The sequence below is a fragment of the Intrasporangium oryzae NRRL B-24470 genome (assembly GCF_000576595.1).
Taxonomy (GTDB): Bacteria; Actinomycetota; Actinomycetes; order Actinomycetales; family Dermatophilaceae; genus Intrasporangium_C; species Intrasporangium_C oryzae.
Window position 1 is genome coordinate 1 of record NZ_AWSA01000069.1, and the last position, 18,959, is coordinate 18,959.

Genomic DNA, 18,959 nt, shown 5'->3' on the forward strand with positions numbered 1-18,959 from the left:
TTGGGTCGGTTGCCGACGACCTGGACAGTGATGTTGCCGATCTCGTAGCCGGCCTCCCGGACGAGGCGGGCCGCCTCGGCGAGCAGGGTGCAGCCGGATGCACCGGCGAGCTCCGGGCGGGCGGTGCCGAAGTGGGCCCCGAGGTCGCCGATGCCGGCCGCACCGAAGATCGCGTCACAGGCGGCGTGGGCCACGACGTCGGCGTCCGAGTGCCCGTCGAGCCCCCTCTCGCCCGGCCAGTGCAGGCCGGCCACCCACAGCTCCCGCTCGCTGCCTTGCGGAGCGAAGGCGTGGACGTCGACGCCGACCCCGACCCGCGGCAGGGCGAGAGGCCCTCCGGTCGACGGCACGGACGGGCTGGTCATCAGGCGTCCTTCCAGTCGATGGGCCCGCGGTGGACGAGGTACGGCGCCGCCTGGGCGACCGGCTTGACGACGAGCGAGTCGATGACGACGTGCTGCGGCAGGCCGACGACGAACCCGACGCACTCGGCGACGTCCTCGGCGACGAGGGGGCGGTCGACGCCCTCGTAGACCCGGTCGGCGGCCGCCTGGTCACCCCCGAGACGCGTGAGCGAGAACTCCTCGGTGCGCACCATGCCCGGTCGCAGGTCGGTGACGCGGATGTTCTCCCCGTTGAGCTCGAGGCGCAGCGTCTCGGACACGACCGAGGTGCCGTGCTTCGCCGCGACGTAGCCGCCGCCGCCGGCATACACGCGTTCGCCCGCGATGGAGCTGACGTTGACGATCGTCGCGCGGGGCGAGCGGCGCAGGAGCGGAAGCGCTGCCTGGGTCACGCGGACGGTGCCGAGGACGTTGGTGGCGTACATCTGCTCCCACTGCTCGAGGTCGCCGGCCTCGACCGTCGAGACGCCGAGCGCGCCGCCCGCGTTGTTGACGAGGACGTCCAGCCGCTCGAACGTCGCGAGGCCCGCGCGGACGCTCTCGGCATCGGTGACGTCGAGGACGAGGGCCCGGGCCGTGGGGCCGACCCCGGCCACGACCTCGTCGAGCCGCTCGCGCCGGCGACCGGCCACGACGACCGCGAACCCGTCGGCCGCGAGGCGCCTGGCCGTTGCGGCGCCGATGCCGGTCCCTCCCCCGGTGACGAGGGCGACGGGCTGGGGCGTGGACGGGTGCTCGCTCATCCGGCGAGGATACGGCGCGCCGCGTCGAGGTCGGCGGGCGTGGTCACCTTGAAGGCGAGCGCGTCGCCGTCGACGACGAGGACAGGCTCACCGAGCCGTTCGACGAGCGCCGCGTCGTCCGTGGCATCGCTCGAGAGGGCGTGGGCCCGCTCCAGGACGTCGCGCCGGAAGCCCTGAGGCGTCTGGACGGCCCGCAGCATGCTCCGCTCAGGAGTCGCGACGACACGGCCGGTCTCGTCGACCTGCTTGATCGTGTCGACGACGGCGGTGCCCGGCACGACGGCCGGCGCTCCGGCACGTACGGCCGCGACGACCCGCTCGAAGACCGCCACGGGCGTGAGGCACCTCGCCGCATCGTGGACGAGCACCACGGAGACCTCGGGCGACAGCGCGGCAAGCCCCGCCGCGACCGAGTCGCCGCGCTCGGCGCCCCCCGGGACGACGCCCACCCTCCGCTGCGGCTCGCCTGAGCCCGCGCGAGTGGAGACGTATGCCGCCGAGCGGGCTGGGCGGCATACGTCTCCGTCGTCGGTGGTGCTGCTCTCAGCCTGCCTCGCAGGCGTCGTCACCCGTGACGGCTCGTGCTCGGAGAGCGCCGCCTCCGCGAGCTCACGCGCGACGGCGAGGTGGCTCACCGGGGCGACGACGACGACCTCGGCCACGTCCGGGCACGACAGTGCCCCTCGCAGGGCGTGCCCGAGGATGGGCAGCCCTGCGAGGGGCACGAAGGCCTTGGGGACGTCGGCCCCGAGACGCGAGCCGGAGCCCGCTGCGACGAGGATGACCCCGACGCCCGGAGACTGGGTCACACCTGCCGCCTGTCAGGAGGCGAGGACCTCGTCGAGGATCGACTCGGCCTTGTCCTCGTCGGTCTTCTCTGCGAGCGCGAGCTCGGAGACGAGGATCTGCCGCGCCTTGGCGAGCATGCGCTTCTCACCGGCGGAGAGACCGCGGTCCTGGTCACGGCGCCACAGGTCGCGGACGACCTCGGCCACCTTGATGACGTCGCCGGAGGCGAGCTTCTCGAGGTTGGCCTTGTAACGGCGGGACCAGTTGGTCGGCTCCTCCGTGTGGGGAGCCCGAAGAACCTCGAAAACCCGGTCGAGACCCTCCTGCCCGACGACGTCGCGGACGCCGACGAGGTCACAGTTCTCGGCAGGGACCTCGATCGTCAGATCGCCCTGCGCGACCTTGAGCTTGAGGTAGAGCTTGTCCTCTCCTCGGATCGTGCGTGTGTTGATCTCTTCGATGAGTGCAGCCCCGTGGTGGGGGTACACGACCGTCTCGCCGACCTTGAAAACCATGTGCTGTTTTCCCCTTTCGCGACCTCCAGATTATCACGACCGAGCATCCATAGCGATCTCAGGATTCGACATCTGCGCAGGTCAGAGCCTCAAACGGCCGAAAACGGGAGGTGGTTGACGTCTTGACAGATACCCGATCGGCATGCATCGCGCGCACCTGCGCGGCCGGTTCGGCGGGTGCTGGAGTGCCCCCGAGGCATCCGCCGGTAGGCTGTGGCCCGTGAAGCGTCGATTCCTCGCCAAGACCTCCGCGCGCCGCACCGTCACCGCCCTCGCGGGAGGCACCGCCCTCGCCGCGCTGACGAGCGGGTGCGCCGTCTTCTCCACGGTCCAGACCAACGTGCCCTACGTCCCCGCCGACGGCGTCCCTGCCAACATCGGCGACCTGTCGATCCGCAACCTCGCCCTCATCGGCGACGGTTCGGGGCAGGCCGTCCTGTCCGGCTCCGCGATCAACCTCGGCACCGACAGCCTCACGGTCAAGGTGACGCCCCAGGCCGCGGCCGGCGCGAGCACCACCCCCACGAGCTCCCAGCTGACCCTCTCGCCCCGCCAGCAGCTCGACATGACGACGAAGGGGCTGCAGGTCTCCGACTTCCCGGCCAAGCCCGGAACGATGGTGCCCGTCACCATCACGTCGAGCCCCGGTGGCTCGACTGTGGTCAAGGTGCCGGTCCTCTCCCCGGTCGGGTACTACGCGACGGTGACCCCGACGCCGACGGCGACACCGTTCGCGACGCCCTCCGCGATCTCGACCAAGACCTCGACCGCGACCTCGACCGCGACCTCGACCGCGACGCCCACCACCACGGCGACCTCTGGCTGAGGTCCGAGGGCCCCGACCGGGTCAGGCGGTCTCGAACTTGTAGCCGAGTCCCCGCACCGTGACGATGTGGACCGGAGCGGCCGGGTCGGGCTCGATCTTCGCGCGCAGCCGCTTGATGTGGACGTCGAGCGTCTTCGTGTCGCCGACGTAGTCGCTCCCCCACACCCGGTCGATGAGCTGCATGCGGGTGAGGACCCGGCCGGAGTTGCGCAGCAGCATCTCGAGCAGCTCGAACTCCTTGAGCGGGAGCGAGACGGCCTGCCCTGACACGCTGACCGTATGCCGCTCGACGTCCATGCGCACCGGCCCGGACTCCAGGGTCGAGGGGACGAGGTCCTCGGGCTCGGCGAGCCGGCGCAGCACGGCCTTGACGCGCGCGAGCAGCTCGCGGCTCGAGTACGGCTTCGTCACGTAGTCGTCGGCACCGATCTCGAGGCCGACGACCTTGTCGATCTCGCTGTCCTTGGCCGTCAGCATGATGACCGGCACGGAGGAGCGCTGGCGCAGAGCACGGCATACGTCGACCCCCGACAGGCCGGGCAGCATGAGGTCGAGCAGGACGAGGTCGGCGCCGTGCTTGTCGAACTCTGCGAGGCCGTCCGGGCCGGTCTCGGTCACGACGACGTCGTAGCCCTCCTTGCGCAGCAGGTAGGAGAGCGGGTCCGAGAACGACACCTCGTCCTCGACGATCAGGATGCGGCTCAAGGCGGGCCTTTCGTGGTCAGGAGGAGGCGGCCTGGCCGGCCGGCCCCGTCGTGGTGCGGTCGAGCTCCGATCGGGCGAGCTCCGATCGGTCGAGCTCCGTGCGGTCGAGCTCCGTGCGGTCGAGCTCGGTGCGGTCGAGCTCGGTGCGGTCGAGCTCGGGGTGAGGGTGCTCCGGGTCCTCGCGGTCGCCGCTTCCGGAGGTGGTCGCGTCGCGTCCGGGGGCGGACGGCTCGCGCGTGGCAGCAGCCGGCGTGGCCGTCGCTCCCGGAGCGGTCGCGTCGCCGTCCACAGGGGGCTCGGCGGGCGGAGCCGCGGGCAGCTGGATCGTGAAGGTCGAGCCGCGGCCCGGCTCGGACCACACCGACACCTGACCGCCGTGGTTGTCGGCCACGTGCTTGACGATCGCGAGCCCCAGGCCGGTCCCGCCTGTCGCCCTCGACCGAGCCGTGTCCACCCGGTAGAAGCGCTCGAAGATCCGCTCCTGGTCCTCGGGCGCGATGCCGACGCCCTGGTCGGTCACCGAGACGTCGATGATCCGCTGGTCGGACCGGCGCACCGAGATGGCGACCCTGGTGTCGCGGTCGGAGTAGGCGACGGCGTTGCCGACGAGGTTGGCGATGGCCGTCGTGATGAGCTCGCGGTCGCCGAAGACCTCGCAACCAGGCTCGCAGTGGATGACCAGCTCGATCCGGCTCTCGTCGGCGAGCAGGCGACAGCGCTCCACGGCGTCCTCCGCGCAGGAGGCAACGTCGACCCGGACGGGGTCCTTGACGACGTCGGCGGCCTGGAGGCGGGAGAGCTCGACGATCTCCTTGACGAGCCGGGTCAGGCGCGCGGACTCGACGCTGATCCGCTTGGCGAACCGGGCGACGGTCACCGGGTCGTCCTGGGCGTCGAGGATCGCCTCGGCGAGGAGCGAGATGCCCCCGACCGGCGTCTTGAGCTCATGGCTGACGTTGGCGAGGAAGTCGCGACGGACCTCCTCGACCCGGCGGGCCTTGGAGCGGTCCTCGACGAGGAGCAGCACGTGGTCGGCGCCGAGGGGCGCGACGCGGGCCGCGACGACCTGACGGCCCTCCCCGAGTCCCTTGCGCAGGTCGAGCTCGGCTTCCCGGATGACCCCGTCGCGGCGGACGGCACGCGCGAGGTGGAGCAGCTCGGGGTGGACGAGGTCGTGGCCGCGCACGAGGCCGTGCGAGACGGCGGCCGGGCTGTTGTTGACGACACGGTCGGAGCGGTCGACGACGATCCCCGAGGACCGGAGCACGGCGAGGACCTCACCGACGCCCGGCGGCAGGCTCGGGGCCGGGCGGTCGATGACCTCCCCCTGCGTCGACCGGTCGGACAGGCGGACGGCGACCATGGCCACGCCGCCGAGGGCGAGGCCAGCGATGCCACCAAGCGTTGCCGCGGTCGTCGGGTCCACGACATTCAGGGTACGCATCCGTGTGGCAGGCTCTGAACACGTGGCGCTCATCGCCGCAGGCGTCGAACCGAGTGTTCACCTGAGGTCCGCCGGCCATTCACGCAGTGCTGCGAGCCTCGGCAGGACCACCCGGCCGACAGCCCACGCGACGCGCCACGACCACCGGACCCGGCACGCCGCTCGGCGTCACCGGACAGGCGTCAGACAGGAAGACCATGCGCGACCAGTTCCACGAGGACCTCGACACGATCTCGGACCAGCTCGTCGAGCTGACCCGACTCGCCGGGTCCGCCATCTCCCGTGCGACGACGGCGCTCCTCGACGCCGACGTGCACCTCGCCGAGTCGGTCATCGAGGCCGACCGGCAGCTCGACGAGATCCGGATCGAGCTCGACGAGCGCTCGATCGACCTGCTCGCCCGCCAGCAGCCAGTAGCGACCGACCTGCGCATCGTCGTGACGGCGATGCACATGAGCTCCGACCTCGAGCGGATGGGCGACCTCGCGCGCCACGTGGCCAAGGTCGCGCGCCTGCGCACTCCCCAGTCGGCCGTACCGCCCGAGCTGCGCTCCCACATCCTCCAGATGGGCCAGGTCGCCGCGGCGATCGTCGCCAAGTGCGGGTCGATCATCGCGAGCAAGGACGTCGTGGCCGCGGCGGCCCTCGAGAAGGACGACGACGAGATGGACGAGCTGCACCAGCAGCTCTTCGCCGCGATCCTCGACGAGGACAGCGCCTGGCCGCGGAGCACGATCCTCGACCTCGCCCTCATCGGCCGGTACTACGAGCGCTTCGCCGACCACGCGGTGTCGGTGGCCCGGCGCGTCATCTACCTCGTGACGGGCGAGTACGACCAGGACGTCAGCTTCGACCACGAGGACGACGAGGATGCCGACGTCATCGCCGCGATCGAGCACCGCCGGATCTGAGCACGGGCACCGACCCGGCCCAGCGGCATACGATCGCTGGCCGGATCTGACCACGACGAAGGGCCGCCCCCGGGGGAGCGGCCCTTCGTCGTCGCTCTGGGAGGGCGCCGGTCAGCGGCCCTGGTTGGCCACGGCCTCGGCGGCCGCCCTGGCGGCCTCCGGGTCGAGGTAGCGGCCACCCCGCGTCACGGGTCGGAAGTCGTCGTCGAGCTCGTAGACGAGCGGCATGCCCGTCGGGATGTTGAGCGCGGCGATGTCCTCGTCGGAGATCTCGTCGAGCATCTTGACCAAGGCCCGCAGGGAGTTGCCGTGGGCCGCGAGCATGACGACGTGACCAGCCTTGAGGTCGTCCTGGATCGGGCCGAGCCAGTAAGGGGTCATCCGGGCGACGACGTCCTTGAGGCACTCGGTGCGTGGCATGGCGTCGCCGAGGTCGGCGTAGCGCGGGTCGCCGTGCTGCGAGAACTCGTCGTCGACGTCGATGGGCGGGGGCGGGGTGTCGTAGGAGCGCCGCCACTCCATGAACCTCTCCTCGCCGTACGTCTCGAGGGTCTGCTTCTTGTTCTTGCCCTGGAGGGCGCCGTAGTGCCGCTCGTTGAGGCGCCAGTCGCGCCGGACCGGGATCCAGTGGCGGTCGGCCACGTCGAGCGAGACGTTGGCCGTCGTGATGGCGCGGCGCAGGAGCGACGTGTGCACGACGTCGGGCAGCACGCCCGACTCCTTGATGAGCTCACCGGCGTGGACTGCCTCGGCCCGGCCCTTCTCGGTCAGGTCGACGTCGACCCACCCGGTGAAGAGGTTCTTGGCGTTCCAGTCGCTTTCGCCGTGGCGGACGAGGACGAGCGTGTAGGTCATGGCCGCCAGCCTAGCGACGGGCCCGCGCCCCGCGCCTCAGTCCTCCAACAGGTGGCGGAACGCCTCGAGGTTGCGCGTGGACTCGCCTCGGGAGACCCGCCAGGCCCACTCCTTCTTCATCGACCCGAGGAAGCCGAGGGCGAGCAGCTCGTTGAAGGCGTGGTCGCTCGCGGCCAGGACGACCCCGAAGAGCTGGTCGAGGTGGTCGGCGTCGAGGGCCTCGGTGGGCACCTCGCCCCGGACGTAGACGTCGCCGTCGGTGTCGATCGCGTAGGCGATGCCGGTGAGCCGGAGGTTCTTGCGCAGCAGCGTCCGGTAGAAGGCCTCGTGGTTCTCGTCGGGGTTGCGGATGACGAACGCGCTGACGCTCGTCGTCCGCGGCCGCACGAGGAGTGACACGACGGTCTTGAGCTTCTGCTCGCCGGGCAGCGTCACGAGGTACTCCCCCGGCCGGCTGCCGAGCTCCCACTCGAGCCCCACCGACGAGAGGTATGCCGTGAGCCGGGCTGTCGCTGCGTCGACACGGTCGCGCTCGGGCGGGGTGTCAGGCTCGACGGCCCGAGGCCGCGTGTCAGGCTGGGTGTCCGGATGCGTGTCGGGCTCGGTCACGTCGTCTCCGCTCTGCGTCGCTGCTCGCTCCACTCGATCGTGCCAGCCCGTCAGGGGATGACCGCGGTCGGCACCCCGACGAGCCCCTGGCCCTCGTCGATGGGCGAGCCGGTGCGGTCGCCGATCGCCTGGCGGTAGACGGCGAGCAACCGGTCGGTCGTCGCGCCCCAGCCGAACTGCTGAGCGTGGGCGCGGGCCGCGTCGCCGAGCGCCCGACGCCGGTCGGGGTCTGCGAGCAGGCCCCCGATCGCGTCGGCCCAGTCGGCGGTCGCGTGTCCCTGGACGAGGACGCCCGCGTCGCCGACGGCGGTGGGGAGGCCGCCGACGTCTGCGGCGACGACGGGGGTGCCGCAGGCCTGCGCCTCGATGGCGACGAGCCCGAAGGACTCGGAGTAGCTCGGCACGACGACGAGGTCGGCCGCGCGGTACCACTGCGCGAGCACGGGCCGCGGCACCGGCGGGACGAACCGGACGACGTCGGCGATCCCGAGCGCGGCCGCCAGGTCCTCGAGCTCGTGCGGGCGGGTGAGACCGCTGCCGCTCGGGCCACCGAGCACCGCGACGGACAGCGTCCGGCGCCGGGTCGGGTCGCGGCGGATGAGCTCGTGCGCGGCCCGGAGGAGCACGTCGGGCGCCTTGAGCGGCTGGATCCGGCCCACGAAGAGGAGCAGGTCGCCGTCGAGGGGCAGGCCGAGCCCGCTGCGGGCGGCCGTGCGGTCGCCGGCGGTGAAGGTCGACAGGTCGACGCCGGGAGGGACGACGGACACCTTGCGCGGGAGGGCGGCATACAGCTCGATGAGCTCGCGCGCCTCGTCGTCGGTGTTGGCGATGAGACGGTCCGCGGCCTCGACGACCTGGGCCTCCCCGATCTCGCGGCCGATCGGCTCGGGGGTGTCGCCGTCGGCGAGGTGGAGGTTCTTGACGCGCGCCATCGTGTGCATCGTGTGGACGAGCGCGACCCGCCAGCGGTCGGCGGCGAGCCAGCCGACCTGCCCCGAGAGCCAGTAGTGCGAGTGGACGAGGTCGTAGTGGTCCTCGGGGACGGAGAGCCCGGCCTGCATGATCCCCGCCGAGAAGGCGCAGAGCTGGCCGGGAAGGTCCTCCTTGGACAGGCCCTCGTAGGGCCCCGCGGTGACGTGGCGCACCCTGACCCCGGGGACGAGCTCGGCCTCGACCGGCGTCTCCCCGGTTGTGCGGCGGGTGAAGATGTCGACCTCGACCCCGCGCCGCGCGAGCTCCTTGGCGGTCTCGGCGACGTAGACGTTCATGCCGCCGGCGTCGCCCGTCCCGGGCTGCTCCAGCGGGGAGGTGTGGACGCTGATCATCGCCACGCGCCTCGGATCGGCCGTCATCGGCACCCTTTCGTCACCAGCAGTCGTTCCTAGGCCACAACTCCTCCCGGCCCGTGTCGATTCCCGGCCGGCTCCCCCGGGCTCCCGGCCGGTCCCCGCGGGGCTGTCGTATGCCGCCGGGCTGCCTCCCGGAGCGCGGCCGCCTCCGCGACCGGCCGTCTGCGCGCGAGCAAGGGTCGGCCGGCGGGCCCGGCTAGGCTCGACGGGTGCGCAGCCCTCGACCCGTCGGGACCATCACCCGCGGCACGACGAACCCCAACCGGCTGCGCCGCTGCGACCGCTGGATCGCCGGCCCGCAGGCGTGGCGACTGCGTCGGGCGTCGGGTCCGCCGATCGTCGTCGACCTCGGCTACGGCGCGTCCCCGATCACGGCGGTCGAGCTGCACGACCGCCTGCGGCTGGTCCGTCCGGACGTCGAGGTCGTCGGGATCGAGATCGACCCGGCCCGAGTCGCGGCGGGCGCGCCCCTCGAGCGGGAGGGGCTGCGCTTCCGGCTCGGCGGGTTCGAGGTGCCTCTCGACGGGGACGCCCGGCCCACGGTCGTGCGGGCCTTCAACGTGCTGCGCCAGTACGCCGAGGACGACGTGCCCGGCGCCTGGGCGCGGGTCCAGCAGCGGCTCGCCCCCGACGGCCTGCTCGTCGACGGGACGTGTGACGAGATCGGCCGGCGCGCGACGTGGGTCGCCGTCGAGGCCAGCGGGCCGGTGAGCCTCACGATCTCACTCCGGCTGCGTGGCCTCGAGCGGCCGTCCGACGTGGCCGAGCGGCTGCCGAAGTCGCTCATCCATCGCAACGTGCCCGGCGAGCCGGTCCACGCCTACCTGCAGGACCTCGACCGCGCCTGGGCCCGAAGCGCACCCCAGTCGTCGTGGGGGGCCCGGCAGCGGTTCCTCGCGGCGGCCGCCGAGATCCGGGAACGCTGGCCGCTCCTCGACGGCCCGGCCCGCTGGCGCCTCGGGGAGATCACCGTCGCCTGGGACGCCGTCGCCCCCACCGGCACCACCTGACCTCCCTCCCCCTGGTCACGTGAACGCAGCGTTCGTTCTCGAACTCAGTGGTATGCCGGTGAGTTCGAGAACGAACGCTGCGTTCAGTCTGCTGGGGGTGGAGGGATAGGCCGCGTCAGCGGGCGTAGTCGTCCTGGAGGCGCTCGATGTCGCCCTCGTCGAAGTGCCCGAAGGCCACCTCGAGCAGGCGGCCGGCGCGGTCACCCGAGTTGCCCATCCGGTGCGTGGCGCCCCGGGGAACCCAGATCGTCTCACCGGGCTGCGCGACCCACTCGCGCTCGTCGACGGTGATGTCGATCGGCACGTCGAGGACCTGCCACATCTCGCCGCGGTGGTCGTGGCGCTGCAGGGACAGTCGGTGACCCGGCTGGACCGTGATGATCTTGACCGTCACCTGCTCGTTGGACACGAACTGCTGGAAGTCGCCCCACGGGCGCTCCGCGACGAAGATGTCGGCGGTCGGGTTGCGGTCGCCGAGGACGTACTCGTCGACCGAGTGCGACGGCGTCGCGGTCGGGGCCGAGGGGTCGTCGAGGTGCTCGTCGAGGTGGTCGGTGCGCATGTGGTCGATGTCCTGCTCGATCTCGTGCTCGATTTCGGCGGCGATGCCGTCGAAGTCATCGTCCGGGACGGTCCCGGCGACGGTGGCCCCAGCACGCTGCTGGTCGGTCATGGCTCCCCCCATAGGTCTGGTGAGTGCACCAGTGTGCCCTACGGGAGGCGGGGCCGGAGCCCGGATCCCGAAGGAGACGCGAGGATCACCATCCGTTGTGGGAGCGCCCCCCGAGTCCACGGACCTGGCGCAGGGCGGGGCGGACGTCCGCGAGGTAGACGGCGGCGCCGACGAACGCAGCCAGTCCGAAGATGCTGAGCGGGTTGAACAGGGTGACGAAGCCGAGGAGGACCGCGACACCCGTGATGAGCAGCCAGAACGTGCGTGTGCGCTTGCTCGCGGCGACATAGGCCGCCTCGGGCTGGCGGAAGGCGTCGATGAAGGCGAAGATCTCGCAGCCGAAGGCGACGGCCCCCAGCCCGAGGAGGACGAGGTTCTGGAAGCCGGTGTACAGGGTCATGCCTCCAGCGTAACCGCGGGGCGGCCCGGGGCACCCTCGACGCCGGAGGATTCAGGCGTCGACGACGAGCGTGAACGGGCCGTCGTTGGTCAGCGAGACGGCCATCATCGCGCCGAACCGTCCCGTCTCGACCTCGATGCCTCGGGCGCGCAGCGCCGAGACGAGGTCTTCGATCACCGGCTCGGCCACGGGCCCGGGTGCTGCGGCGCTCCAGGACGGTCGTCGGCCCTTGCGGGTGTCCGCGTGAAGCGTGAACTGGCTGACGACGAGAACGGGCGCGCCTGCGTCGGACACGCTCTGCTCGTCACGCAGGATCCGCAGCTCGGCGATCTTGCGGGCCATCCGCTCGACCTGCTCGGGGCCGTCGTCGTGCGCGACCCCGACGAGGGCGAGCAGGCCGGGCCGCGTGAGGGCGCCGACGACCTCGCCGTCGACCTCGACCCGTGCCTCGGTCACCCGTTGGAGAACGGCTCGCACGGCTGCCCCTCAGATGCCCACGGCGACGACGGAGCCGACCGGCTCCCCGTGGCCGAGGACGGGCTGGTTCTCCAGCGCGGCGAGCGCCGCCTCATCCGTCACGCCGATGCGACGCAGGACGGCTGCGAGCAGGACGGTCCGGGCCCGCGCCCCTCCGTCGGCGACCTTGACGGCGACGCCGCGGCCGTCGGCCAGCCCCACGGCATACACGGCCTCGGCCCCGTCCTTGGCGATGAGGCCGTCGACGCCCCGGATGAGCGCGGTGACGTCACGGCCGGTGCCCCCGAGGAACTCGGGGTAGGCGCGGATCGCGGCGGCGACGCGCGCCTCCGGGCCGACGCGGGTCGCGGCGATCCGGCCGAACGCGCGTGCGAGGCCGGAGAGCGGGACCGCGTGGATCGGGGCACCGCAGCCGTCGAGGGCCTCGGCGACGGGCTCGGACCCGGTCAGCTCGCGAACGGTCCCGCGGATCGCGACCTGAAGCCGATGGTCCGGGTTGCGGTACGTCCCGAGGTCCCAGCCCCGGGCGACGCAGGTGGCGAGCATCGACGCGTGCTTGCCGGAGCAGTTCTGGGCGATCGACTCCCTCTTGCGGCCCGCCGCGATCCAGTCGGTCCGGGCCGCCTCGTCGAGCGGGTAGTCAGGCGTGTTCTGGAGGTCGGACTCGATCAGGCCCGCACCGGCGAGGATCGCGCGGACCCCCTCGAGGTGGAAGTCCTCGCCGGAGTGGCTCGCGCAGGCGAGCGACAGGAGGGCGCCGTCGGTGGCGAGGCCGTTGCGCACCATGGCGAGCGCCTGGATCGGCTTGCTCGACGACCGCGGGAACACCGGGCCGCTCGCGTCGCCGATCTCGAGGTCGATGCTGCCGTCGGGGTTCGTGACGACGGCAGTCCCGTGGTGCGCCGACTCGACGAAGCCGCCTCTCACGACGTGCGCGACGACCGGCGCCGCCGCGAGAGCGGACGAGACGGAGGCCGGCGGGGACAGGGTTCCACGGTGCTCGGACACGTCCCGCAGTATGCCGGAGGGCCGGCAGCGTGCTCGCGCGCGTCCCACCACCTCCCCGGCCGTCAACCGAACGCGGCGTTCGTTGTCGAACTCACTGCTATACCAGTGAGTTCGACAATGAACGCCGCGTTCGGTCGGCAGGAGCCGGATGCGTGCGCGGTCGGCTGCCCACGCGCAGTGTGGGAGGGCGGGCGTGGTGCCCGCGGGGCAGGGCGCCTGCGCCGGGGCGGGTGCCGGCCGAGCGGCTTACGACAGCAGGGCCGCCACCCCTCATGGGGTGACGGCCCTGCGTGCGGTCCCGCGCGGCGGGCTGCCTCAGTCGGCGGTCTTCTTCGCGGGGGCCTTCTTGGCGGGCGCCTTGCGAGCCGGCGCCTTGGCCGTGGTGCCCGTCGACGTCTTGGCGGCGGAGGTCCGCGCGGCGACCTTGCGGGTCGTCGTCGCCTCGACGGCGTTGGCCTTGCGGGTCGCGGCGGCCTTGCGGGCGGCGACCTTGCGGGTCGTGGCCTTCGTCGCCTCCGACGGGGTGACCGGCACCGGGGCCGCAGCCTCGTCAACGGCCTTGACCGACTTCTCGACCTGCGAGGTCACCGTCGAGGCATCGTCGGAGACGACGTCGAGGACGGTCTTGGCGACCTTCTCACCCTCGACGACGGCCGTCTTGGCGACGTTGCGGCCGCGGGCGACGACGGCGCCGGAGCGGTCCGCGAGCTGCGCGGCGGTCTTCTCACCGGTGGCCCGCAGGTCGGTGACGACCTTCTCGCCACGGGCGGCCGCGGCGTCGTACTGGTCCTTGGCGTTGCTCGCGAGGACGAGGCCCTGGTTGAGGACCTGGGCCGGGAGCTCCTGGGCCTGCTCGACGAAGCGGTCGGCGTAGCCGGCGGCGAGCTTCTGGAGCTCGGCGGTCCGGGCCTGGAGCTCCGCGATGCGCTTCTGGAGCTCCTTCTGCAGCACCTGGGCCTCCTTGCGGGCGTCCTTGCGCAGGTCGAGCGTCTTGGCCTGGGCCCGGGCGACCTCGAGCTGCTCGCTCGCCGTCCTGACGGTGCCCATGGCGATGTCGGCCGCGCCGACGAGCGCGTAGAACGGCGTCGGGTCGACCGAGGCGTCCGTGATGCGCTTGTCGAGCACGACGCGCACGTCGGAGACCGTGGTCTCGGCCTGCTTCTGCGCGTCCTTGACGGCCTTGGTGATCTTCTTGCTGAGAGGCATCTCAGTTCTCCTTCTGGATCGAGGTCTTGGTCGACTGGGTGGACTGCTCCCCGGCGAGATCCCGCGCCCTGTCGGGGGTGGGGCCGGGAGGGGTCGAGTCGAGGGGGGTCGTGTCTAGGGGGATGGTCTCGGGCGCGGTGGCGAGTGCCGGGCGCGCCTGGCTCCGGCGGCGGGCGGGCTGCCCGACGGGCCGGTCTGGGGTCTGGGGTTCCCGGTCGCCGGCGGCGCCGACGAACGACAGGTAGATGTCGACGAGCACCCCGCGCTGCCGGTCCGTGAGGACCGGGTCGGCGGCGATGGCGGAGAGGACGTCCGGGGCGGCGGCCGGGTCGGACCCTTCGGTCACCCGCTCGTCGAGGATGCCGGCTCGGACGTACAGCGACTCGGCAGAGACCTGCAGCCCCTTGGCGATCTGCTGGAGGATCTCGGCGCTCGGCCTCTTGAGGCCACGCTCGATCTGCGACAGATAGGGGTTGGAGATCCCTGCGATGTCGGCAAGCTGACGCAGCGACAGCTGGGCACTCTCACGCTGTTCGCGCAGGTAGGCCCCGAGGTCGGGTAGCGGAAGCTTGCTCATACCTCCATTGTGCTTGCTGCAGCAAGCAGAATGCAAACTCTGGAAAGCGTGAGCCCGCCCACATCGGGAAGCCCGCCCAGCGGCATACGCCTCGGCCTCACCCGACCGAACGCCGCGTTCGGTGTCGAACTCAGTGGTATGCCGGTGCGTTCGGCACCGAACGCCGCGTTCGGTGAGCGGGGCGCTCGCGTTCGGTGAGCGGGGCGCTCGCGGTCAGCGGGCGGGGCGCTCGCGGTCAGCGGGCGCGGCGGTCCTTGACGGCGAGCAGCTCTCGGGCCTCGGTCGTCGTCATCGGCGGCCGCTGCATGATCGTGGCGAGCTCGGCGGCGCGGGCGACGAGCTCGCGGTTGTGCGTGACCGGCTGGCCCTTGGCGAAGACGAGGTTGTCCTCCATGCCGACCCGCAGGTGGCCGCCCGCTGCGAGCGCAGCGGCGACGATGGGCAGGTGGGCGCGGCCGATGCCGGTCGCGGACCAGCTCGTGACCTCCGGAGGCAGCATCGCCACCCCGGCGAGCAGGGCCTGGGGTGTGCCCGGCATCGAGCCCGGGACCCCGGTGACGAAGTCGACGTGGACCTTGCCGCCGTAGGGCAGTCCGCACTCGTCGATGAGTCGGCGGAGCGCGTGGACGTGACCGAGCTCGAACAGCTCGAACTCGGGCACGACCTCCCGCTCCCGCGCCTGGCGGTAGAGGTCGACCATGAAGCCCCACGGGTTGAGGAACACGCCGTCGCCGAAGTTCGTCGTCCCGCACGTGAGCGAGCACGAGTCGGGGTCGGCGTCGAGCACGGTGAGCCGCTGCTCGAGCGGGTCGGTGATGCTGCCGCCCGTCGAGAGCTGGACGACGAGGTCCGTCGCCTCGCGGACCCCCGCCACCGCCTCCGCGAGCAGGACCGGGTCGAGCGTCGGCTCGTGCGCGCGGTCGCGGACGTGGATGTGGATGAGCGCGGCACCGGCAGCCTCGCACGCGATGGCCGTCTCCACGAGCTCCTCAGGCGTCGTCGGTAGAGCCGGGACGTCGGCCTTGGCGGTCTCGGCCCCGGTCGGGGCGACGGTGATCAGGGTGCGCGCGGCGCTGCGAGCGGTGTTCATGCGGGTCATCCTGCCAGCGGTCCACGGCGCCGCCGGGGGCAACCCCCACAACAACTCCGCCCGGGCGAAGATGCAGCGGTCTCGACCCGTCTGAACACCACAGCAACTCCGCCCGGGCAAAGACGCTGAGGCAGTGCGGCTCGGCGGGGCGCGGCGGCGCGGGGCGGGGCGGGGCCAACCAGGCTGCCCGCTGAACTCAGGCGGAGACGATGGTCGTCTGGGCAGCGCTCAGGCCCTCGACGAGCAGGTCGAGGGTCGGCTCGGTGTTGCGCTTGATGAGAGCCAGGGCGATCGGGCCGTCGGTGTGGTGACGACCCACGGAGGTCACGTGCCCGACGACGCGGTCACCGGCATACACCTCGCTCCCCCGGGCCGGCAGGACGTGACCTGACCCGTCGAGGTGGAGGAAGACGAGGCGGCGCGGCGGCCGGCCGAGGTTGTGGACGCGCGCGACCGTCTCCTGGCCCCGGTAGCAGCCCTTGTGCAGGTGCACGGCGGTCCGCAGCCAGTCGACCTCGTGGACGATCGTGCGGTGGTCGGTCTCGAACCCGAACCGCGGGCGCCACGCAGCGATGCGCAGCGCCTCCGCGGCCCATAGCCCGGCGACGGGCCGGTCCCCCACGGCAGCAAGGACATCCGCGCGCGGGACGATGACCTCTCGCCACCTCCGGTCGGTGCCGGGATGGCCGTCGACCGGGCCGTATGCCGTCGTGTCGCCGACGGGGTCGGGCCACGGGTCGCGCCACGCGAGGGGTTCGCCGGCGGCGGACTCGGAGTCGTGCGGCTCGCCGAGGACCGCCCACTCTGCGGTGACGTCGGCGACCTCGACGCGCAGCATGAAGCGCATCTTCTCGAGCCACTCGCGCAGGGCTGCGCCGGCGCCCGGCTCGGTCGTGATCCACGTCGTCTCGCCGTCGTCGACGAGGTGGAGCGAGTGCTCGACGTGGCCCTTCGGCGTGAGGATGAGCGCCTCACGTGAGGTGCGCGGCGCGAGACCCAGGAGGTGCTGGGTCGTGAGCGAGTGGAGCCAGCTCAGCCGGTCGGGGCCGGTGACCGTGATGACCTCGCGGTTGGACAGGTCGACGACGCCCAGCCCCTCCTCGAGAACCCGCTGCTCGCGCATCGGATCGCCGTAGTGGAGGGCCACCGAGGCGTCGAGTCCCTCCCCCGCCACGGCGCCGGGGCGGTCGAGCAGGGGGCTTCGGGTCGTCCCGGGGGCCTGGGTCGCGTGTTCGGTCACAGTGGGTCAACGGCTCCGGTCAGTGGGTCATTCCGGCTGGCGAGCAGGTCACTCGACGCGCTTGAGGGTGGCCGACACGTGGCTCTGGAGGTCCTGGCCGACCGCGGCCATGTCCATGACCCACATGAGCTGCGACTCGACGAGGCCGTACATCCGGGTCGCGGCGTTGTACTCCTTGGCGCCGGGCGCGCGGAGCACGCCGTCGGTCTTGAGCTGGATCTTCGCCGGCTCCATCGTCCCGTAGTAGAGCTCGAGGATGCCGGTCGGGTGCGCGAGGAGCAGCTCGACCTCGCCGTTGTCGAGCGGGCGCCAGAAGCCGGACTCGACCGCGGCGGGCCGGACCTTCGCGCCGTTCTCGGAGTCGAGGATCCAGGCCCGGCTCTCCCACTTGAGGAAGCCGCGGCCGTCGTGGGTGACCTCGATCTCCTGGCCGAAGTGCGCCGACTCGATGGTGGGGTAACCGACGACGCCTGCACCCTCCCAGCGCCCGATGAGCCAGGCGAGGGGACGCAGGGGCTCGGGGATGTCCTGGTCGAGGTTGAACATGTCGGCTCGCTCACTCGCCCCGGTCGGGGGCGGACGGGAAGGCGGAGGGGACGGGGAGAGGTGCCCGCGTCGCACGGGCCGTCCCCGATCGTAACCTGAACGCATGGACAGCCCCGAGCGCCCGACGCCCGCCCGCCCCCTCGTCGTCAAGGTCACGAGCGGCACCGAGGCGCCCGAGCGTCTATCGCAGGCCTTCACCGTGGCGGCGACCGCCGCCGCGAGCGGCGTCGACGTGTCGCTGTGGCTGACCGGGGAGGCGTCGTGGATGGCCGTTCCCGGTCGGGCGGAGGAGTTCGAGCTGCCGTATGCCGCTGGGCTGGCCGACCTGCGCGACGCCCTCCTGGTCTCGGGCCGGGTCACCGTCTGCAGCCAGTGCGCGGCCCGGCGCGACCTCACCGAGGGCGACCTCGTCGAGGGTGTGCAGATCCGTGGTGCGGCGTCGTTCGTCGAGGAGGTCATGGCGCCGGGCGCGCAGGCCCTCGTCTACTGACCGTTCAGCGCACGAGCCGATCCGTCAGGTGGCGGCTGCAACCACGGCGGCGATCGCACCGACGGCGAGGACCGAGCCGACTCCGGCCGCGAGCTGGCCACGGGCCTCGACCATCGCGGGTTGGAGCGACAGGACCCGGCGCAGCCCCCACGAGACGATCCCGCTCAGGGCCCCAACGCCGACCGCGACGGCCGTCGCCAGCCCGTCGGCCGGGGTGTCGAGGACGAGCGCAGCGGCGAGCGCCACGAGACCGCCGCCGACGAGCGCCGCCGCGGCGAGGGCGGCCGACCCTCCGGGACGTGCGCGAGCCGCGGGGGCGAGCAGGTCGGCGGCGAGGCCACCGACGACCCCCGCCATCGCCGCGGCGAGGACCGCCGCACCAGAGGCGTCGTCGCCGAGGGGCACGGCCGTCGCTCCGGACGCGATGAGGACGAGACCGCCGAACGAGGCGAGGAGGGTGAGGACGAGGCCCTCGCGGCCGGTGCGCCGGACCAGCTGCCCGAAGAAGGACAGGACGATCCCGAGAGCGACGGCGGCCGCCACCCAGCGGAGGTCGTCGCGCAGGGCGGTGAGCACGATGACGACCCCCGAGAGGGCGAGGATCACGCTGGTGGCGCCCGGCGTGTATGACCCGGCGAGCTCGGGCCAGCCGAACGCGAGCAGAAGGACGAGCACGAGGGTGACGCCGAGGACGGCACCGGAGCCGGCGAGCGAGGCGACGAGGACGGCCGCCGCCCCGACAACGACGAACGCGACCGTGACGGGACGGAGCCGGTCGGCCTCGGTCGCGGGCAGCGGCGGGGTCAGCGGACCGGTCCCCGCTGCCTCGGGCTGCGCGGCGCGCTCGCCCGGGCGGGACGCCGCATTGTCGTCAGGCACGGTCGTCATTGTGCATCACCCGCCGGCGAAGGGCGGCAGCACCTCGAGGGTCGAGCCTGCCGGAACCGGCTCGTCCCGACCCACGGCGCGACCGTCGAGCAGGAAGGTCGCGACGCCGGCGACCCGCTCGAGCCCGGGGTGGGCGCCGACCGCGGCCGCGAGCACGGCGCCGACGGTGTCGCCCGGCAGGACCTCCGCGTCGAGACCGGCGGC

General features: G+C 72.5%; 24 protein-coding genes. 4 read left to right on the top strand and 20 right to left on the bottom strand.

All coding sequences use genetic code 11. The features are described 5' to 3' along the window. The 4 genes from N865_RS19715 to N865_RS19730 all read right to left on the bottom strand — a co-directional run. A partial coding sequence (locus N865_RS19715) for a 2-C-methyl-D-erythritol 2,4-cyclodiphosphate synthase (protein ID WP_051511135.1) occupies positions 1 to 365 on the bottom strand: 365 nt, incomplete at its 3' end. Beyond that, positions 365 to 1,147, bottom strand: coding sequence for an SDR family oxidoreductase (locus N865_RS19720; protein ID WP_034809852.1), 783 nt, complete (start codon positions 1,145 to 1,147; stop codon positions 365 to 367). The genes N865_RS19715 and N865_RS19720, both read right to left, overlap by 1 nt. Next, positions 1,144 to 1,956 (bottom strand): IspD/TarI family cytidylyltransferase, encoded by an 813-nt coding sequence (locus N865_RS19725; RefSeq protein ID WP_034809855.1) that lies wholly within the window; start codon positions 1,954 to 1,956, stop codon positions 1,144 to 1,146. Before N865_RS19725 ends, N865_RS19720 begins: the two co-directional genes overlap by 4 nt. A gap of 12 nt (positions 1,957 to 1,968) precedes the next feature. Beyond that, positions 1,969 to 2,451, bottom strand: a complete 483-nt coding sequence (locus N865_RS19730; RefSeq protein WP_034809857.1) for a CarD family transcriptional regulator — start codon at positions 2,449 to 2,451, stop codon at positions 1,969 to 1,971. A gap of 220 nt (positions 2,452 to 2,671) precedes the next feature. On the opposite strand from N865_RS19730, the gene N865_RS19735 reads away from it, so the two are divergent. Further along, complete coding sequence (locus tag N865_RS19735) at positions 2,672 to 3,277, top strand: hypothetical protein (protein WP_034809860.1); 606 nt, start codon at positions 2,672 to 2,674, stop codon at positions 3,275 to 3,277. 21 nt (positions 3,278 to 3,298) lie between these two features. Here the strand turns inward: N865_RS19735 and N865_RS19740 are convergent, their stop codons facing one another. Beyond that, positions 3,299 to 3,982: a response regulator transcription factor gene (locus N865_RS19740; protein WP_034809862.1), complete on the bottom strand. Its 684-nt coding sequence runs from the start codon at positions 3,980 to 3,982 to the stop codon at positions 3,299 to 3,301. Positions 3,983 to 3,998: 16 nt separating this feature from the next. Continuing rightward, positions 3,999 to 5,408, bottom strand: a complete 1,410-nt coding sequence (locus N865_RS19745) for a sensor histidine kinase (protein WP_245603849.1) — start codon at positions 5,406 to 5,408, stop codon at positions 3,999 to 4,001. 215 nt (positions 5,409 to 5,623) lie between these two features. On the opposite strand from N865_RS19745, the gene phoU reads away from it, so the two are divergent. Then, a complete protein-coding gene (gene phoU / locus N865_RS19750; RefSeq protein WP_034809864.1) occupies positions 5,624 to 6,337 on the top strand; it encodes a phosphate signaling complex protein PhoU in 714 nt (237 codons plus the stop codon). Between the two features lie 111 nt (positions 6,338 to 6,448). Here phoU and N865_RS19755 read toward each other — a convergent pair whose 3' ends face one another. The 3 genes from N865_RS19755 to mshA are packed head-to-tail and all read right to left on the bottom strand — an operon-like array spanning position 6,449 to position 9,153. Next, positions 6,449 to 7,192: a phosphoglyceromutase gene (locus N865_RS19755; protein ID WP_034809866.1), complete on the bottom strand. Its 744-nt coding sequence runs from the start codon at positions 7,190 to 7,192 to the stop codon at positions 6,449 to 6,451. A gap of 36 nt (positions 7,193 to 7,228) precedes the next feature. After that, complete coding sequence (locus tag N865_RS19760) at positions 7,229 to 7,801, bottom strand: YbjN domain-containing protein (protein WP_084328405.1); 573 nt, start codon at positions 7,799 to 7,801, stop codon at positions 7,229 to 7,231. A gap of 50 nt (positions 7,802 to 7,851) precedes the next feature. Then, positions 7,852 to 9,153, bottom strand: a complete 1,302-nt coding sequence (mshA, locus tag N865_RS19765; protein ID WP_034809868.1) for a D-inositol-3-phosphate glycosyltransferase — start codon at positions 9,151 to 9,153, stop codon at positions 7,852 to 7,854. A 206-nt stretch (positions 9,154 to 9,359) separates the two neighbouring features. Here mshA and N865_RS19770 point away from each other — a divergent pair, with 206 nt between their 5' ends. Next, a complete protein-coding gene (locus N865_RS19770) occupies positions 9,360 to 10,160 on the top strand; it encodes a methylase (RefSeq protein WP_034809870.1) in 801 nt (266 codons plus the stop codon). 115 nt (positions 10,161 to 10,275) lie between these two features. On the opposite strand, the gene N865_RS19775 is transcribed toward N865_RS19770, so the two are convergent. From N865_RS19775 to N865_RS19815, 9 genes are all read right to left on the bottom strand, one after another. Beyond that, positions 10,276 to 10,833: a phosphomannose isomerase type II C-terminal cupin domain gene (locus N865_RS19775; RefSeq protein WP_245603850.1), complete on the bottom strand. Its 558-nt coding sequence runs from the start codon at positions 10,831 to 10,833 to the stop codon at positions 10,276 to 10,278. An 85-nt stretch (positions 10,834 to 10,918) separates the two neighbouring features. Further along, entirely contained in the window at positions 10,919 to 11,233 is a 315-nt protein-coding gene (locus tag N865_RS19780) for a DUF2516 family protein (RefSeq protein ID WP_034809875.1), read from the bottom strand. A 51-nt stretch (positions 11,234 to 11,284) separates the two neighbouring features. Further along, positions 11,285 to 11,710, bottom strand: a complete 426-nt coding sequence (gene dtd, locus N865_RS19785) for a D-aminoacyl-tRNA deacylase (RefSeq protein ID WP_034809877.1) — start codon at positions 11,708 to 11,710, stop codon at positions 11,285 to 11,287. A 9-nt stretch (positions 11,711 to 11,719) separates the two neighbouring features. After that, positions 11,720 to 12,718, bottom strand: coding sequence for an asparaginase (locus N865_RS19790; RefSeq protein WP_245603851.1), 999 nt, complete (start codon positions 12,716 to 12,718; stop codon positions 11,720 to 11,722). Positions 12,719 to 13,033: 315 nt separating this feature from the next. Further along, complete coding sequence (locus N865_RS19795) at positions 13,034 to 13,924, bottom strand: hypothetical protein (RefSeq protein ID WP_051511129.1); 891 nt, start codon at positions 13,922 to 13,924, stop codon at positions 13,034 to 13,036. 1 nt (position 13,925) lies between these two features. Further along, positions 13,926 to 14,501: a helix-turn-helix domain-containing protein gene (locus N865_RS23765; RefSeq protein WP_084328403.1), complete on the bottom strand. Its 576-nt coding sequence runs from the start codon at positions 14,499 to 14,501 to the stop codon at positions 13,926 to 13,928. 235 nt (positions 14,502 to 14,736) lie between these two features. Beyond that, positions 14,737 to 15,591 carry a BKACE family enzyme gene (locus N865_RS19805; protein WP_034809880.1) on the bottom strand — a complete coding sequence of 285 codons (855 nt, stop codon included), beginning with the start codon at positions 15,589 to 15,591 and terminating at the stop codon, positions 14,737 to 14,739. 196 nt (positions 15,592 to 15,787) lie between these two features. Then, complete coding sequence (ygfZ, locus tag N865_RS19810; protein WP_051511133.1) at positions 15,788 to 16,831, bottom strand: CAF17-like 4Fe-4S cluster assembly/insertion protein YgfZ; 1,044 nt, start codon at positions 16,829 to 16,831, stop codon at positions 15,788 to 15,790. A 48-nt stretch (positions 16,832 to 16,879) separates the two neighbouring features. Next, complete coding sequence (locus N865_RS19815; RefSeq protein ID WP_034809890.1) at positions 16,880 to 17,377, bottom strand: FABP family protein; 498 nt, start codon at positions 17,375 to 17,377, stop codon at positions 16,880 to 16,882. A 103-nt stretch (positions 17,378 to 17,480) separates the two neighbouring features. On the opposite strand from N865_RS19815, the gene N865_RS19820 reads away from it, so the two are divergent. Then, positions 17,481 to 17,867: a DsrE family protein gene (locus N865_RS19820; RefSeq protein ID WP_034809891.1), complete on the top strand. Its 387-nt coding sequence runs from the start codon at positions 17,481 to 17,483 to the stop codon at positions 17,865 to 17,867. 24 nt (positions 17,868 to 17,891) lie between these two features. On the opposite strand, the gene N865_RS22885 is transcribed toward N865_RS19820, so the two are convergent. Beyond that, complete coding sequence (locus tag N865_RS22885) at positions 17,892 to 18,755, bottom strand: hypothetical protein (RefSeq protein WP_034809892.1); 864 nt, start codon at positions 18,753 to 18,755, stop codon at positions 17,892 to 17,894. Positions 18,756 to 18,761: 6 nt separating this feature from the next. Further along, the coding region (locus N865_RS19830) for a MoaD/ThiS family protein (protein ID WP_034809893.1) at positions 18,762 to 18,959 on the bottom strand (198 nt) is incomplete at its 5' end.